The sequence below is a fragment of the Gimesia algae genome (genome assembly GCF_007746795.1).
GTDB lineage: Bacteria > Planctomycetota > Planctomycetia > Planctomycetales > Planctomycetaceae > Gimesia > Gimesia algae.
On the sequence record NZ_CP036343.1, the window covers coordinates 1,341,683 to 1,359,241 of the forward strand.

At 49.8% G+C, this 17,559-nt stretch carries 11 protein-coding genes; 9 read left to right on the top strand and 2 right to left on the bottom strand.

The features are described from left to right. Nucleotides 1-513: 513 nt before the first annotated feature. Nucleotides 514-1,836 (bottom strand): MFS transporter, encoded by a 1,323-nt coding sequence (locus Pan161_RS05015; protein ID WP_145224611.1) that lies wholly within the window; start codon nucleotides 1,834-1,836, stop codon nucleotides 514-516. Nucleotides 1,837-1,927: 91 nt separating this feature from the next. Here Pan161_RS05015 and tsaE point away from each other — a divergent pair, with 91 nt between their 5' ends. The 3 genes from tsaE to Pan161_RS05030 all read left to right on the top strand — a co-directional run bounded on the left by tsaE (nucleotide 1,928) and on the right by Pan161_RS05030 (nucleotide 3,857). Then, on the top strand, nucleotides 1,928-2,410 hold the full coding sequence (tsaE, locus tag Pan161_RS05020; RefSeq protein WP_145224613.1) for a tRNA (adenosine(37)-N6)-threonylcarbamoyltransferase complex ATPase subunit type 1 TsaE: 483 nt from the start codon (nucleotides 1,928-1,930) through the stop codon (nucleotides 2,408-2,410). Between the two features lie 48 nt (nucleotides 2,411-2,458). Then, nucleotides 2,459-3,463 carry an NAD-dependent epimerase/dehydratase family protein gene (locus Pan161_RS05025; protein WP_145224615.1) on the top strand — a complete coding sequence of 335 codons (1,005 nt, stop codon included), beginning with the start codon at nucleotides 2,459-2,461 and terminating at the stop codon, nucleotides 3,461-3,463. A gap of 103 nt (nucleotides 3,464-3,566) precedes the next feature. Further along, complete coding sequence (locus tag Pan161_RS05030) at nucleotides 3,567-3,857, top strand: hypothetical protein (RefSeq protein WP_145224617.1); 291 nt, start codon at nucleotides 3,567-3,569, stop codon at nucleotides 3,855-3,857. Nucleotides 3,858-3,897: 40 nt separating this feature from the next. Here the strand turns inward: Pan161_RS05030 and Pan161_RS05035 are convergent, their stop codons facing one another. After that, entirely contained in the window at nucleotides 3,898-5,118 is a 1,221-nt protein-coding gene (locus Pan161_RS05035; protein WP_145224619.1) for an alpha/beta hydrolase, read from the bottom strand. A gap of 250 nt (nucleotides 5,119-5,368) precedes the next feature. Between Pan161_RS05035 and dnaE the strand changes: the two genes are divergently transcribed. The 6 genes from dnaE to Pan161_RS05065 all read left to right on the top strand — a co-directional run bounded on the left by dnaE (nucleotide 5,369) and on the right by Pan161_RS05065 (nucleotide 17,551). Continuing rightward, nucleotides 5,369-8,884, top strand: coding sequence for a DNA polymerase III subunit alpha (gene dnaE, locus Pan161_RS05040; protein ID WP_145224621.1), 3,516 nt, complete (start codon nucleotides 5,369-5,371; stop codon nucleotides 8,882-8,884). 134 nt (nucleotides 8,885-9,018) lie between these two features. After that, the gene (locus Pan161_RS05045) at nucleotides 9,019-9,585 is read left to right on the top strand and encodes a hypothetical protein (protein WP_145224622.1); all 567 of its coding nucleotides are present in this window, start codon (nucleotides 9,019-9,021) and stop codon (nucleotides 9,583-9,585) included. Nucleotides 9,586-9,862: 277 nt separating this feature from the next. Further along, entirely contained in the window at nucleotides 9,863-10,924 is a 1,062-nt protein-coding gene (gene bioB / locus Pan161_RS05050; protein WP_145224625.1) for a biotin synthase BioB, read from the top strand. Between the two features lie 180 nt (nucleotides 10,925-11,104). Then, nucleotides 11,105-13,261 carry a terpene cyclase/mutase family protein gene (locus Pan161_RS05055; protein ID WP_145224627.1) on the top strand — a complete coding sequence of 719 codons (2,157 nt, stop codon included), beginning with the start codon at nucleotides 11,105-11,107 and terminating at the stop codon, nucleotides 13,259-13,261. 331 nt (nucleotides 13,262-13,592) lie between these two features. Further along, nucleotides 13,593-14,582, top strand: coding sequence for a DUF1559 domain-containing protein (locus tag Pan161_RS05060; protein WP_145224629.1), 990 nt, complete (start codon nucleotides 13,593-13,595; stop codon nucleotides 14,580-14,582). A 374-nt stretch (nucleotides 14,583-14,956) separates the two neighbouring features. Further along, a complete protein-coding gene (locus Pan161_RS05065; RefSeq protein WP_197995703.1) occupies nucleotides 14,957-17,551 on the top strand; it encodes a peptidase MA family metallohydrolase in 2,595 nt (864 codons plus the stop codon). The last annotated feature ends 8 nt before the right edge of the window (nucleotides 17,552-17,559 follow it).

Genomic DNA, 17,559 nt, shown 5'->3' on the forward strand with positions numbered 1-17,559 from the left:
TCAGTGCACTTCCTGTGCGGTCAAAAAACGTATGGGGTGATAACGGGAATTCCCCAAATGAGCAGATGGAAGGAAGCGGTTTGCGTAGAGATTCGCATTCGAAGTGCGTTCGAGCGGATGAAAATCCCCCCTGATCGAACGAAATGAAATAGAATCCATTCTCTTTTAGCGGTCCGTTCCTTCGGCCGTCTGCTACTGATTAAATTCAGTAACTTCAATTGATTTGATTTAAACTTTTCAAATCACTTGAGTGAGCGGATCTTAGTACCGCCTCAACATGCTGTCCAGCGAATCGATCATTTTGAGCGAATATTCCTGTCATATTGAGATCGCATACCACATGTTGTGTCGTGAACCTTTCCCGGGTAACGATTCAGCAGTTCCGCTCCCACTTTTTTTAAAAAAAGACTCAAATCCCTCAAAATTCAGCAGCCCAAACAAATTGACAAACGTTTAAAAAGTTTCAATGACTGCGGAACCTCAACTTCTCAGGCGTCGAACACGATTCTTTCATCATATCGTTTTAACGGTTTCAGTCTGTGACGGGAGAACTGATGGCAGGGAAGGCAACAGCATCGCTCCCACAGTTGCCAGTAGCAGACAGGGTATGATCGCATGGAACGCCTGCTGAGGCGCCCCCAGCGCGACAAAATGACTGGTGATTTTCGCTTGAATCATACCACCACCGCCCCAGGCCATTCCCATTGTGATCGCAGACGCCATACCTCCCCCATTGGGAAACAATTGATGTGAATAGGAGACCATTGCGGGACTCGTGCCCCATAATATCAGACCACTGGGAATCAATAACAGCGTCATCAACCACATCGGACATCCATCCCACCCCAGCACCAGCATGATGGGAATGCCCAGCAGGGGGCAGACAATCATGAATAACTTCTCATGTCCGGATTTGAATCGAAATGCCATCAGCAACATCCCGGCACTGGCAGAAAACAGAAAGACGGACTGGATCAGACCGATCTGAAACGCAGATACATTCTGGTCTTTCAGAATGAAGGAAATCAGCTTATCCATCGCCATATTAGGAACCAGTCTGAGCGAGCAGACCATAAACAGAAACAGCGCCAGAGGTACGCGTCCTTCCAACATCTGTGACAGAGACTGCGTCTTTTTATTTCCATCTCGCTTAAACAAAACTGCCGGTGGTTTACCAATCCGGTACAGCAGTAAAATCAGCCCGGAATACAAGGGCGCCAGAATCCAGACGCTCGACAGGCCCCAGGTAGACACAATCGCGCCGCAGATGATCGGCCCGACCGCCAGCCCCATCGCTCCACCAAACATGAAGAGTGACAGACTCCGCGTTCGTCGTTCTGGAATCAGAGAGCCTGCGACTACCGCCGCTTCGGGATGGAAAGAACCAATACCGATCCCTCCCAACAGTAAAGCCACACACAGTAAAAACACGCTGTTCGCCGGCCCGACCAGCGGCATCATCACTGCCCCCAATAGTGGCCCGAGCCACAAAATGGATTTGATCGGGTAACGATCACGGATGTATCCAAATACGGGCTGCGCCAGAGAAGATGCCAGCGCATGAATGGTCAGTACAATGAACAGAGAATTCTCCGTCAGAGAGTGAACCCGTTCCAGTTCCCCCCATAATGGGCCGACGACGATTGCAGAAGAATCAACAATCATGTGGATGAGTGTGAGACAAATCAGACTACGATAAGCGTGGGACATTTTCAGGAAAGCTTCAAGGCAGGAATTCGATTCAGAAGTCAGCAGGTATTCTATCGGGCACTTGACCAGAATGCGAATCGCCCGAGCCGGACAGTCCCGCTGTATTTTTATTTCCTGATTCCGCATTAAACAGTTTGTATTGTGATATTTACGAAAACCAGCTATACCATCAGAATCATTCAGTATTCAAAATCAATCTTTATCGAGAGAATATTCGTTGCAATCTGAAATTGAGTGGACCTTTGAGTCAACCAGTGAACTCGATACACAGCGCCTGGGGAAACAGCTGGCAGAATACCTGACCCCGGGAACGGTGATTGCGTTAAATGGTGAACTGGGAGCAGGTAAAACCCGTCTGGTTCAGGCGATTGCCACTGCACTGGATGTTGATCCGGCTGAAGTAACCAGCCCGACGTTTGTGCTGATTCAGGAATACCAGGGACAGCTTCCCCTGTATCACTTCGACACCTATCGCCTGCGGGATACTGACGAATTTCTCGAACTGGGAGCAGATGACCTGCTTTACTCTGATGGAGTCTGCCTGATCGAATGGGCCGACAAAGTCAGAGAGGTCCTCCCCGGTGATCTACTGCAAATCAATATTGAACACACATCGCAAACGACGCGCACATTTCGGTTTCAAGGGCAGGGGCCACGCTCTCAACAAATTGTAGCCCGACTGCAAACGGAATCATTCTGAAATTAATCAATTCGTGACCGCTCTCCTATCTGAATCAGGAAAAGAAATATGACCGTTCAATCGGAACAAAAACTGCTTGTAACTGGGGGGACAGGTCTGGTTGGCAGCCATGTCATTCAACGGGCACGACAGGCAGGAATACCAACGGTCGCACTGGTTCGCTCGCTCGATCAGGCAAAGTACCTGAAAGAATTCGACGCCGAGCTGATTGAAGGTGATTTAACCGATAAAAAAACTCTGCGTGATGTCCTCAACGGCATTACGATCGTTGTACATACCGCAGCCAAAGTTGGTGACTGGGGGAGTGTTGACGAGTATCGAAAAACCAACGTCACCGGCTTACAGAATCTGCTGACAGCGCTGGAAACGCAATGCCTGATCAAGCATTTGATTCATATCAGTTCGCTGGGAGTCTACGAAGCCCGCGATCATTATGGGACTGACGAAACAGAGGCCCCCCACGCCGCCGGCATTGATGGATATACACTCAGCAAAATTGAATCAGAACAACTGCTGCGGCAGCATTCGATTCCCTATACCATTTTACGCCCCGGTTTCATTTATGGCCCCCGCGACAGGACTGTCCTGCCACGAATTCTGGAACGATTGAAGTCGGGTCGATTCGCCTACCTGGGCAGCCCGGATAAGCTGATGAACAATACCTATGTCGAACATCTGGTCGATGCCATATTCCTGGCTCTGTTCAACGAAGACGCTTTGAGTCAGACATATAATATCACAGATGTCTCATTGGTCAGTAAACGCGAATTTATCTCTACAATCGCGGAACTGGCCGAGTACCAGACTCCCCAAAAGGTCGTTCCGCTGCCCGTCGCCAGAAACCTGGCCCGACTGATGGAAGGTCTCTGGAGATTTCTAGGAAAAAAACAGGCCCCGATCCTGTCACAGGCACGCATCAAATTTCTGGGCCTGAACCTGGATTTCAGTTCTCAGAAAGCGCAACAGGAGCTGAATTACCAGCCACAAAAAACCTTTCAGCAGTCCATGGGTGCCACAATCGAATGGTTTCGAACCCATCATAAATTACCATGATTCATCCTCACTCACGAATTCTGTGTAAAATCCATGCGAATACAGCCGTGCGTGGGAACGCGGCGATTGACCTGCCCCCTGCCTGAAAGTTAGAATAGTATCCATGGAAAGCACAAAACCGCAGTCATCTGATCAATCAGATCATCAACAGCAGCCTGCTCAGAAAGCGTGGTCGTGGCGGCGGTATATTATCACTTCCACAATTCAGGTAACCGTCTTTTTCCTCCTGTATGTACTCTCCATCGGCCCTTTCTTCTGGCAGTGGTACGCTTCATTTAACTCAATGAGTTCGCCTTTTTTCGCTGCGTTCTACACACCACTCCTGTTAGCCTGTGACTTGATTCCTCCCCTGTCTGATGGAGTGAACTGGTATATCAACCTCTGGATCGGTTGATTTACCCTACCAGGACCAAAATAGGCTACTCGCGTGATCCCTACTTTGATTTTAGATCAAGTGCCAGATCATTCTTGCCTGAAAAAATATTAAATTTGATCTGGCCAGTCTGCGTTACCCGTTTGAAATCATCCTGGGTCGGGAACGGTTTAAAATCTCCCATGTTGATCACTTCGATCGAGTTAGTTCCCTGCACAGGACCATACGCTTCGGGAATTGAAAATTTTCCATTTAAAACCCTGCCACAGACGGCAGGCTTATTTTCAGTATGCTCACCTACCGGTTTAAAGGTAATCGTCCCCCAACGCAGGGGGCTCCCATCAACCGTAATCGTCCCTTCAACCGCGCTCCGTTTAGCATCGGTTAAAAACCCCGATGACTTCATCCAGTTGAGCAACAGATCCGGCCAGACAGATAACGCGGGATATCCAGGAGCCAGGCTTACTCCGTGCCGTCCATGCCGAAAGATGTGCATCTCAGCGGGTACGCCCGCTTTATTTAATGCCTGATAAAAGGCAACACTGTTCATCGGAGGTACCACTTTGTCATCACTGGTATGAAACAGAAACGTCGGCGGAGTCTCGGCTGTCACCTGCAGTTCATTCGACATCAATTTGAGCAGTTCCGGATCGGGGCTCTCACCTAAGAGATTTCGCGCGGAACCTTTATGCCCAAAATCCTGAGACATGGTGATCACGGGATAACATAAAATCGCAAAATCAGGGCGGCAACTTATCTGATCGATGGAGTCAGAACTCGCTCTGATTCCTGTATCGAAGTGCGTCGCTGCCGTCGACGCCAGATGACCGCCGGCAGAAAACCCCATCACACCAATCCGCTGTGGATCGACGCCCCATTTCGCAGCATCTTTTCGCACGAAGCGAATTGCCCGCTGGACATCCTGCATCGGAATCGGGTGCGGATACTGACGCCCCAGGCGATAACGCAGGACAAAGGCGCTAATACCGTTGCGATTCAAAAACTGTGCGATCTGATGTCCTTCTGTATCCACGGCCAGACCGCCATATCCACCACCCGGACAGACCACGACTCCCGCCCCTGTTCGCTTGTCTTCAGGCGCCGAATAGATCCAGAGCCCCGGTTGGTCGGCGTCTTCCGTCCCTTTCGCACCAGGAGCGCCTTCCGGCCAGAGCAGGGTTGGCTCTTTTTCGGCAGCATCTACAATAGTCGAAGCACTGAAACAGGCGATCAAAGTCAGGCAGAGACTCAGATTAAAAACAACGCGGCGAGCAAATTTCATGATACTGGATCCTCTGATGGACGTCAGAAATGCAAACGGAATAGATTTGGTCATCATTCACTATCGTACATATCAAAAACCAAAATCTCAAAGCCATACGGTTGATTGACAAACCGGAGAATCCAAATACACTCTTGGAATAGAATGCTGTAGTAGAATCCTCTCCAGCTTTCTGTAGTTACAAATCTCTCACAGCCAGAGCTATATTTTGCCTGGATGGCATTTATAAAAGACGGGAGCACGGAATAATATGAGCGACCCCAGACCTTTTGCTCACCTGCATTGTCACACTCACTTCAGTATGCTGGATGGTGCCAGCCGCATCCCCGAGATGGTGAGTAAAGTCAAAGAAGCGGGTATGAATTCGCTCGCGATTACTGACCACGGCAACCTGTACGGCGCAATGGATTTCTATCAGCAGTGCCGCAGTCAGGACGTGAATCCCATCCTGGGACTGGAAGCATACATTGCCCCTCGCAGCCGCTTTGAAAAAGGGGCTTCCCGGATGAAAGAGGCCAGCTTTCATCTGACGCTGCTGGCCCAGAACCGGAAGGGTTTTGAAAATCTGATCAAACTTTCATCCACATCCTATCTGGAAGGATTCTATTATAAACCGCGTATCGACAAGGAAATTCTCGAGTCACACAGCGAAGGGCTGATCCTGCTGACCGGCTGTGCCGCCGGTGAACTGTCGCACCACATTCTGGGAGAAGACTGGGAAGAGGCGGAAAAATTATGCGCCTGGTATGAAAAAGTGTTTGGCGACCGGGTCTATATGGAAATCCAGAATGCAGGCCTGGAAATTCAGCGGCAGTGCCTGGAAGGAACTGTTGACCTGGCCAACAAAATGGGCTTACCACTGGTCGCAACAAATGATGCGCACTATGTCGATCAAAAAGATGCCGAAGCGCAGGATGTTCTGCTATGCGTGAGTACCCGTGCCGTCGTCAGTGATGAAAAACGCATGAAAATGACGGGCGACCAGTTCTTTGTGCGGACACAGGATGAGATGTATAACGCCTTCCCCGGACTGGAAGATGCGGTCGCCCGCACACAGGAACTGGCAGAACGGGTCGACATCCAGATGTCGGACAAAAAGTTCTACCCGGTATTTCAACCGCCTGATAACTTGACCGACACCCAGTACCTGCGAAAACTTTGCGAAGAACGTCTCCCATTAAAATACGGTGATGAACTGACGCAGGCCCATTGGGATCGACTCCATCTGGAACTGGGCGTGATCGAACAGATGGGTTATTCCAGTTACTTCCTGATCGTCTGGGATTTCGTGCAGTTTGCCGAAAACGAAGGTATTCCCTGTACGGCCCGTGGATCAGCGTGCGGTGCCATCGTCGCGTTTCTACTCGGGATGTCTCAAGTCTGCCCACTCAAGTACGACCTGCTGTTTGAACGGTTTCTGGACCCCAGTCGTTCGGAACCCCCCGATATCGATATCGACTTCTGTCGCGACCGCCGCCAGTTGGTGATCGATTATACCAAACAGAAATACGGCGAGAAAAGTGTCGCCCAGATTGGGACTTTTGGTACCCTGAAAGCCAAAGCAGCCATTCGCGATGTAGGACGAGCACTCGGCGTTCCCCTGGCACGCGTCAACGAAATTGCCAAGATGATTCCCGATTCACTGGGAATCAAACTTAAAGATGCTTTGAAAGAAAGTCCCGACCTGCAGTCTGCGTACGATCAGGATTCAGAGATCCAACGTCTGCTCGACCTGGCAATGCAGCTGGAAGGTCTATGTCGCAGTGCAGGTACCCACGCAGCAGGCGTCGTCGTGGCTGACCTGCCTCTCTCCGAAGTCGTTCCGCTCCAGTCGATTACCGGCAAGACCGACATCATCACACAATGGGATGGTCCCACCGTCGAATCGGTGGGGCTGCTCAAGATGGACTTTCTGGGGCTGCGCAACCTGACGATTCTGGACAAAGCCGTTCAAAACGTTAAAAAACATCGCGGTATCGATATCAATCCGCATAAGCTGCCACTGGATGACAAGGAAACCTTCGAGCTGCTCCAGCGGGGAGAAACGAAAGGAATCTTCCAGTTGGAAAGCGGCGGGATGCGGGACTTGCTGACCAAAATGAAGCCAGACAAGTTCGAAGATATCATCGCAACCTCCGCTCTGTACCGTCCCGGCCCTCTGGAAGGCGGGATGGTGATGCAGTATGTCGATGTAAAAAACAACCGGATCCCAATTCCCAAAGTCCATCCGATCGTGGATGAAATCCTGGATGAAACCTATGGCGTGATGGTTTACCAGGAACAGGTCATGCGGATTCTGAACCGCGTGGGTGGCATCGAACTTTCTGCCGCGTACCGCTGTATTAAAGCCATCAGTAAGAAAAAACTGAAAATCATCGCTGACTTCAGGGATCAGTACCTCGAAGGCGCCGAAAAAAGTGGCGTGGATGTCAAACTGGCCACTGACCTGTTCGAAATGATCGAAAAATTCGCGGGCTACGGGTTCAATAAATCACACTCGACCGCCTACGGTGGAGTCGCGTATGCAACCGCTTATCTGAAAGCGCATTATCCCAAAGAATTCATGGCGGCATTACTCTCCTGCGGTATGGAAAGTCATGAACGAATCAACGAACACGTTGATGACTGCCGCCGTATGAAGATTGAAGTGCTCCCGCCTGATATTAATCGCTCCGAAGTGGAATTCAGTGTAGATGGTGAAAAAATCCGCTTCGGAATGGGGGCAATCAAAGGGGTCGGCGAACAGGTACTCGATGCGGTCGTCCAGGAGCGCGATGAGAACGGACCATTTACCAGTCTGTATAATCTATGTGAACGCGTCGATCCCAAAACGCTTAATAAGAGCACGCTCGAAATCCTGATCAAAGCAGGGGCCCTCAACAGTCTTGGTGGAAATCAGGCCCAGTTGATGCTTACGGTAGAGCGTGCAGTTCAATCCGCATTGAACATCCATCGCGACCGGGCACGCGGACAGAAAAGTCTGTTTGGCGACGAACCGGTTGATGAAGAAACCGGTGTAGCGGAAGAAGCATCATTGCCGGAAGCAGAAGACTGGCCGCGTGCACAAAAACTGGGCGCTGAAAAAGAAGTGTTTGGCTTTTATCTCACCTCCCACCCCCTGGCGGAAATGGGAACCGGACTTACTAAATATGCACAGAATCAGACCAATGAACTGGCAGAAATGGATGATCGGGTCGAAGTCATCCTGGCCGGTATGGTCTCCTCTATCAAAATGGCAGCCACTAAGAAGCCCAGCAAAAATGGAAACACCCGCTATGTGAACTTTGACCTCGAAGACCCGCACGGACTGGTTCGCTGCATTATGTGGCCTGAACAGTTTGCATCAATGGGGGAAAAAGTCAAACTGGAAGCCATGGTGATTATCAAAGGTAAAATCGACAAACGGGGCAGGGAACCAAATGTGATTGTCGATCAGCTGCTCACTTTGAATGATGCCCGGAAACAATTCACAGACCGCCTGGCCATCAATTTTAAACGGGGAGTACATAACAGGCAGGACATGGTCAATGTCCACGATGTACTGACACAGTTTCCAGGTCAGACTGAAGTTATTCTGGTCGTTGATTCGGTGGATCAAGAGAAACCTGACACACAATTACGGTATGTACTCAATCCTCCAGGGAGCCTGCGTGTTTCCTGCAGCAATGAATTCGAAACACAGTTAACTGCCGTCATAGGCCAGAGCCATATTCACTTTCATACACCAGTCAAGAAAAAAAATACGAATGGAAGTATGGCCCGGTAACCCTTTTGCGGCTATTACTGCCCGTAAAGTGCCAGATCTGGCATTTTTAAAGAAATCTTGGTGTTCCCTGCTGCCGAAAATAAGGTATAGTTACGCTGCAATCGGGTCGTTTTGTTGTTCCAGGAACTCAATTGATGAAAAAAACAGGAATTGTGATATTAGCTTTGGCTGGACTCGCAGCCGTCTTCCTGTACCCTGCTGCTGATTCGAATCGTACGAAATCGAACAAGGCTCAAGGTCAAACTCAAAATCTGATTCTACATCAGATCCCAGCCCGCCTGACTCCCAAAATTAATTCTGCAGAACTGGAAAAACAGCCTGAAGCCAACGAAAACTCCGCTGAACTGAATTCGCAAAAGCTCTTAGCGCGTCTTGTTGGCAAGTGGGAACAGACAAAGAGTACCAGTAAGCAGATCCTGACCATCAAGGAAAATGGTACGGCCACAATGGTGATTGAACCACAGGGAATCTGGAGGACGGTCCTGGGCAAAAAAGTCACCGTCGATATCGAATGGCATTTAAATGCTGCGACTTTGACATTACGGGCCGTGGGCGGAAGTCCAGAAAATAAGCTGGATTACATCAAACAACTCTGGGGAAGTGAATTTGTGCGCGAGATTCACTCAATCGAAGACAAAATGTTCACACTTCGAGATATTGAGGGAGATATCAGTCAGAAGTGGATTCGAACATCTTATTAAGTTGATTCAGAAAATCCTCAAAACAGCCCCTCCTCAGGACTGTCAGCATACTTGTACTCTTCTTCATTTCGCCTATCATAGAGCACAACTGCAGCCCGTAACAAACTGCACCCAATAACACCAGTTTGAAGCCTGTTCTCATCTGACCTCGACGGTTTTAGAAACTTCAATACTTTCTGGTGAGCAGGCTGGTACTGGCTCCTGATTCCATAAAATTCACCGGAACACCCGGTCTACTTCGCAAAATTCGCTCCTCCTGCACTGAAAGATATCTTTGATGAACAATCCGGTCACTTCATCTCCTTCACGCTGGCAGTCACTCGCTGATCAGGTTTTATCTGGTTACCAGATTTCCCGTGAAGAAGGGTTGGAAATCTTAAGCTCAAGTGATGATGAATTGCTGGACCTGCTGTCTGCCACCTATCGCATCCGACAGAAACATTTTGGCAAACAGGTACAACTCTACTACCTGAAAAATGCCAAAAGCGGTCTCTGCCCGGAAGATTGTGGCTACTGTTCACAGGCACGTGGATCAAAGGCGGATATTCCTAAATACCGCATGCTCAACGAAGAAAAATTGCTCGAAGGTGCCAAAGCAGCTGATGAAGCAAAAGCGGGAACCTACTGTATCGTCGCCAGTGGACGTGGCCCGACAGATAAAGAAGTAGACCACGTGGCGTCGGTCGTGGAAAAAATCAAATCCTCGTTTGATTTGCGCATCTGCTGCTGCCTGGGTCTGCTGAATGAAGATCAGGCGAAACGACTGCAACAGGCTGGCGTGAATCGCATCAACCATAATTTGAATACCAGTCGCGAATATTACGAAAAAATCTGCACCACTCATACCTATGAAGATCGCCTGCAGACGTTGAAAGTGGCCCGGGAAGCCGGCATGGAACTCTGCAGTGGCCTGATTGTGGGTATGGGCGAAGTTGCTGAAGATATCGTGGACGCTACTTTTGAACTCCGCGAGCTGGAAACCAAATCCATCCCCGTTAACTTCCTGAATTCCATTGATGGAACCTCGCTGGAAGCGGTCGATGAACTCGACCCCCGATATTGCCTGAAAGCACTCTGCCTGTTCCGGATGGCGCATCCTGCGACAGAAATTCGGATTGCCGGTGGCCGCGAGGTCAATCTACGATCGATGCAGGCCATGGGGCTCTATGCTGCCAACTCCATGTTCGTCAGTGATTATCTGACAACCAAAGGCCAGGCTGCTGAAGCAGACTATGAAATGATCGCCGACCTGGGATTTGAGGTGATCATTTCAGGGCATGAGATGGATGCCACCACGGGTGAACCCTCTGAACTGGCAACCCAGGCCGAATCCTGCTGAGAGAAGCAGATCTCCCGACAGCGTTTGAGTCCGGATTCTCAAACCCCTTACCTTGATTGAGGTTGTACAAAAAGCGTTCTCCGCTTATGATTTCAACCTCGAAATTGAAAACGCGGTACGCGCGCTTCCTCAATTTCTCGGGAATGGAATCCATAACAACAATGTCAGGGAGTACCTGAAATGAATTCAGGCAGACTGAGAGCCAGTGATTTGTCCGGCAACCCCGAGCCCGATCACGGAACAGCCCCCACCTTCAAGATTTTCCCCAGCACGGAAACCGCGCCCTTCGATCATCCAGAGCAGTTGCTCAAAGGGATTACCCGTTCACGCGATTACCTGCTGTCGCTGCAGCATGAAGAGGGCTACTGGGTAGGAGAACTCGAAGGGGATTCGATCCTGGAGTCTGAATACATTCTGCTGCTCACTTTTCTGGGAAAACAGAATTCAGAGGAAGCAGTTCAGGCTGCTAATTACCTGATGGATACTCAGATGCCCTCAGGGGGCTGGAACATGTATCCAAAAGGCCCGATCGAAATCAGCGCCTCAGTCAAAGCATACTTCGCACTCAAGTTGACAGGCCACTCGCCGACAGAGGAGTACATGCAACGCGCCCGGATCGCGATTCTGGCTGCAGGAGGAGTCGAAGCCGTCAACAGTTTCACTCGCTTCTATCTGGCCTTACTCGGGGTCATTCCCTATTCCAAGTGCCCGGCTGTTCCGCCGGAACTGATGCTGATTCCGCGCTGGATGCCTTTCAATATTTTTGAAATGTCAGCCTGGTCCCGTACGATTCTGGTTCCCTTAAGCATCCTCTGGGCCTATCGGCCTTCAATCACCCTGCCGGCAGAGCAGGGGATCACCGAACTCTTTACAGGACGACCGGAAGACTATCCCAGGACAATCCCCAAGTCAGAGGCATTAGATTCACTCACGAAGAAAACCTGGTTTAACTGGCATGGTTTTTTCCAGGTTGTCGATCAGGGAATTAAACTCGTTGAAAATCTGGGGCTAAAACCATTTCGCAAGCAGGCTGTCACCAGAGCACACCAGTGGATGACCGAACGATTTGAAAAAAGTGATGGCCTGGGAGCTATTTTCCCACCCATTATCTGGACTGTCATTGCATTAAAGTGCCTGGGACAGGATGAAAGCAGCCCGGGAATTCAGCGTGCGTTACGCGAGCTGAAAAAATTACAGATCAAGGAAGGCGATCGCGTTCGCTTACAACCTTGTAAATCGCCTGTTTGGGATACTGCCCTCAGTACGATTGCTCTGCGGGAAGCAGGGGTCTCCAATCGTCACCCCGCCATCCGAAAATGTGTGAAATGGCTCCTCTCTCAGGAAGCCCGACAACCGGGAGACTGGGTAAACTCCAGTAAATCACAAACGCCGGGTGGCTGGTACTTTGAATTCAATAATGAGTTTTATCCCGATGTAGACGACACTGCGATGGTGATCATGGCACTCAGGAGGTGTATGCCTAAAACTCTCAAACATGACCGGTGGCTGACTGATTTCCTCGTCACGCCAGAATGGAACCCCTACGACGAAGAACTCGACACAGAAGCGATTGTCATAGGTCGCAGTGAGTCTCGAGAACAGGCCTATGCGGACCTCGACCTGCTGGAACCCATGATTGGCGCGATTCAGCGCGGAATGCAATGGATGCTGGGCATGCAGAATAAGGATGGCGGCTGGGGCGCCTTTGATCGAGATAATGATCGGGAACTGTTTACACAGGTCCCCTTTGCCGATCATAACGCAATGGTGGATCCCAGTACCGCCGATTTGACCGCACGCGTTCTGGAAGCATTTGCCGACGTCCAGCTACCACTCACTCATCCGGCCTGCCAAAAAGCTCTGGAATATGTCTGGAGTCAGCAAGAAGATGATCACTGCTGGTACGGCCGCTGGGGCGTGAACTATCTGTATGGAACCTGGCAGTCAATTGTGGGACTGACAAATATCGGCATCCCCGCTGATGATCCGCGAATAGTCCGAGCCGTCGGCTGGTTGAAATCTCATCAACAACCATCCGGAGGCTGGGGGGAAACTGCTGACAGTTACGCCGACCCCACTCTGCGTGGACAGGGTGCTGAAACACCCTCACAAACCGCCTGGGCTCTGATGGGACTGATGGCGGCCGATGAAATCGACTCTGCCGCCGTACGCCGGGGAATTCATTATCTGCTGGAAACACAAAAAACAGACGGAAACTGGGACGAAGAACCCTTCACCGGAACCGGTTTCCCCAAGGTCTTCTATCTCAAATATCATCTCTACCGGACCTACTTTCCACTCATGGCCCTGGCCCGTTTTGAGCGTCTACGACGCTGATAAGACACCGTGCCAAAATTTGCAGATCATGTACTTTTTCCCATGCACAGAATGTCACGTTCGTCTTAATAGTTATTTTATTGACAGCTTTTTTTAAAATAAACCCCTATAAAAACTGAGGTTAGAGCCAGGACACTACACACAATCACACCGTTCAAAATAAATTTTGTTTTTTTTTGAACAATATTCAATGATTGCTTGTTTCCTCTTCCTGACAGGTATATGTTTCTAATGCATTTAACGCGCTCGAAGCTACCTACCTTACATAAAGTAGAAACGAACCGTTTCTCGCAGGCACCCTCTAACCCACCCGTTTTTCACTGGAGTTAAGATGAAGAGATGTTCCGGAACCCCCAAACGCGGGTTCACACTGATCGAACTACTTGTGGTAATTGCAATCATTGCGATCTTGATTGCGTTACTCCTTCCCGCTGTTCAACAGGCACGTGAAGCCGCTCGGCGATCCACCTGCAAAAATAGCCTCAAGCAAATTGGCATCGCCATTCACAACTACGCTGATACTCACAGAGTATTCCCACTTGGTAATGTAAACACAGCCAGTTCTACTACTGATTACAACTGGGCCTGGTCAACATTCCTGCTGCCGTTCGTTGACCAAGCACCGCTCTACAATACCATCAACCCTAATGGTGGATTGCTGATGCCAGTGGCAACCTTTACCTACGGTACAACTCCCAACGCTCTCCAGACTGCGATTCCCGTGTATCGATGCCCTTCCTCGATCGTGCCTGTGGTCAACAACCTGCGTACTGACGGCTCAAACAACGGCTATGGTGCTCTGAGCTACCCTGCTGTTTCAGGCCATATTGCTTCTCTGACAGGCACGCCTGTTTACACCTATCAGTACAAGGGAAGTTTCTACCCCAGAAGCAGTGTTCGTTTCCGTGATTTCACAGACGGCACATCTAACACGATCCTGGTCGGTGAACGTGCCTTCCAGCAGACTGGCAGCACAATTACACAGCCATCTGCTGCCATCTGGGCTGGTGGACGTACCAATGGAACAGGTAGTACTACTGGCACCATCACCAGCACTGTCGGTGGTCTGGAGCAGGATACAACAGGTGTTGTTTCTCAAGCGACCAACATCAATCAGAAAACATCCGGATCTGCTCCTCATCGTGGTTTCAGTAGCCAGCACGTAGGTGGATGCCACTTCCTGCTGGGTGATGGTACCGTCCGATTCATCAGCGAGAACATCAATTCATCTGACTACAATTCCACAGCAGGTGCTGCTGCCATGGGTACCTATCAGAAACTTGCCATCATCAATGATGGTCAGGTTCTGGGTGAATTCTAAAGCCAGTTTGCTTTGCTAAAACAGTTTCTGTAACCAAATGACACAGAACTGAACTCTGCTAAACAGGCAGCCACTTTACTTCGAAACAGTAGAGTGGACTGCCTGTTTTTTTATGCGCTAAAAACTCTGACGCTCTGGGGAAATTTGTCAAATATCCCTCCCCGGTAAAATTCTTATTGCACAATTTGCAATTTTCAGATATGGTTCTCCGTTGGCTCTCCAACTTATGATCTACTTCCAGCGCTGCTCGAGTCAGAAGTAACTTTCTTCGGTGTTTCGGATATGAAGCCGTTTTGGATCCGACTCCGAAGTATGGTATCTCAATGATCGCGAAATTTATTTCGTGCATTGGACTTTCCCAGGGAAGGGCGCATATGCAAAGAGTGCAACGTTTCCAGTTCATGCTTGAACTTTCAGCCACTTGTCTCATCCACAACAGACTTGTGAATCGCACTCTTTCTCTCTTCTGCTTTCTGATGCTGCTCATTTTCAGCCAGACATCCCTTTACGCCAATGATCTGGAAGAGTGTGAACGGCTACTGAATTCCGGTCAGTATCAGGCATGTCTTGCCAAAACAGAAGTGGCCATACTGAAAAAAACGTATGGCTCTGAATGGCCACTGTTAAAAGCAACAGCGGAATTGGCCGTCGGTCAATATGCAGAAGCAAAACAGACGATTGACGCGGGGCTCAAACGCTACTCCTGGAGCCTGCCGCTTCGTCTCAAAGCGTATGAAATATATCAGCTCAATAATGAGCATGAAGCAGCCGAAGAATTCCTCAACAGTATTCACGAACTGGCCAGTCGTTCTGCCTGGCGTTATACCGATGCCAGCAGTCTGATCGCCTTAGGACAGGCCTCCCTCCTGAAAAAAGCAGATCCTGCGCTCGTACTGGAATCCTTCTACGACCGCGCCATCAACGAATATCCTGATCATAAAGACGCATATCTTGCCAGCGGCAAGCTGGCATTAGCCAAACATGACTTTATCCTGGCACAGGAAACCTTCGAAGCGGCTGCAAAAATAATTCCCGAGGATCCAGACCTGCTGTTCGGCCTGGCAAAAGCCCTGCAAACCGGCAGTCCCGAACGCTCGGATAAGCTAATGTCACAGGTATTGAGCATTAATCCTCAGTACATTCCAGTACACCTGGAGCATATCTATCGCTGCATCCATTCCGAGCAGTACTCTGAAGCAAAACAACGTGTGGATGCGGTACTTGATATCAACCCCCATCAGGCAGAAGCCTGGTGCTGCCTGGCGGTCATCGCACACTTTGAACATCGTCCACATGATGAAACAGCTTATTACTGCCAGGCACTCAGTCACCATAACCAGAACCCACAAGTAGACTACCAGATTGGAAAAGCGCTCTCCGAACATTATCGTTTTTCCGAAGGAGCCGCCTACCAGCGCCAGGCACTCCAGAAAGACTCTAAGTTCATTCCAGCCCGTATTCAGCTGGCTCAGGATGAATTGCGTCTGGGACGCGAAGTGAGTGGCTGGGAACACGCCCTGTTGGCGCACCAGCAGGACGGATATGACACAACCACGTTCAACCTGCTGGAACTGAAAGATCAGTTGGCCAGCTTCAAAACACTGGAAGACGAGACTTTCATCGTGCGGATGGAAGCCCGGGAAGCCGAAGTGTATGGCACGGAGGTCCTCAAACTCCTGCACGCAGCGAAGCAGACTCTGAGCAAAAAATATGACCTGGAACTCGATCAGAAAATCACAGTGGAAATCTTTCCCAATCCAGACGACTTCGCTGTCCGCACATTCGGGATGCCTGCCGTCTCCGGTTACCTGGGAGTCTGTTTTGGTAAAGTCATTACTGCCAACAGTCCTGCTTCACAGGCGGAACACCCCACGAACTGGCAGTCAGTTTTATGGCACGAATTCTGTCATGTGGTCACGCTGGAACTGACAAAAAATAAAATGCCCCGCTGGATCAGTGAAGGGCTTTCCGTCTATGAAGAACGCCAGAAAAATCCTCTCTGGGGTGAAACAATGGTCCCTCAATACCGGGACATGATTCTGAAGGGGGAAACGACACCGATCAGTGAATTGAGTAGTGCCTTCCAGAATCCCAAAAGCAGTCTGCACATTCAATTTGCCTACTACCAGTCCTCCATGGTCGTAGAATATCTGATCAATGAATTCGGATTTGACGCGATGAAGTCCATCCTGAATGATCTGCGGGCAGGGATCCCGGTTAATGTAGCCATTGAACGTCGCACTAAATCACTGGGAGAACTGGAACAGGATTTTGCCACCTACCTGAAAGCAGAAGCGGAAATTTTCGCTCCTGAGGTCGACTGGTCGGAACAGGACCTGACCGCGTTAACCAGTGATGATACCAAACGATTTGATGACTGGATCCGGGAACACCCGCAGCATTTCCAGGGACTGATGGCTTACTCCCGCATTTTGGAAGAAGAAAACCGAACCGTGGAACTGGAAACCACTCTCAAAAAACTGGTGGAACTGTATCCACAATATACAGGAGCCGACAACGCCTGCCTGCGTCTGGTGGAACTTTATCAAAAACAGGAGCGCTTCGATCTGGAACAATCGTTTCTGGAACAATATGCGAAATATAACCCGAATGCTCTGGCAGTCTTCCAACGTCTGGCAACTCTCTACCAGCAACAGGAAAACTGGGAAGCCGTTTATCAGGCCTGCCAGGATGCAAACGCGATTAATCCACTTGACCAGGAAACACAGCAGCGACTGGCTATAGCCTGCATTCAGTTAAATCGCCAGCCAGAAGCGATCGCCGCATATCAGGCCATTCTCGCATTAGAACCACACAACCCTGCAGAAACTCACTACCAGCTCGCCCGTTTGTTACAGGATACTCACAAACAGAAAGCAAAACGACATACCCTCATCGCGCTCGAACAGGCCCCTCGATTCAGGGCCGCACACCAGCTACTGCTCGAATTAACAGCAAACACACCTTAACGTCTTAC